This window comes from Ulvibacter sp. 2210JD10-4, assembly GCF_058148525.1.
Window position 1 is genome coordinate 1 of sequence record NZ_JBYVJZ010000103.1, and the last position, 237, is coordinate 237.

The window sequence follows — 237 nt, forward strand, 5'->3', positions numbered from 1 at the left end:
GCTCCCACTGGGAAGGTATAAGCTCATTATCAATACCTTTTCAAAATCCAGACGAATATTACGACCTTCAAAATCCACATAATCTATCCCGGTGCCATATTCCACATGTTTAGGAGCGGTTTTTGAAAAAATTGCTACACCACTATACCCCCTCTTTTGCGTACTGTACCAAGAATGATGTGGATATCCTGCATTTTCAATGTCGGCAACTTCAACCTGATCAATATTTGCTTTGGT

General features: G+C 40.1%; 1 pseudogene. It reads right to left on the reverse strand.

The annotated features are described in order from the left end of the window. A pseudogene (locus tag ACY2RT_RS15655) lies at nt 1-237 on the reverse strand (exodeoxyribonuclease III); the annotation flags it as partial.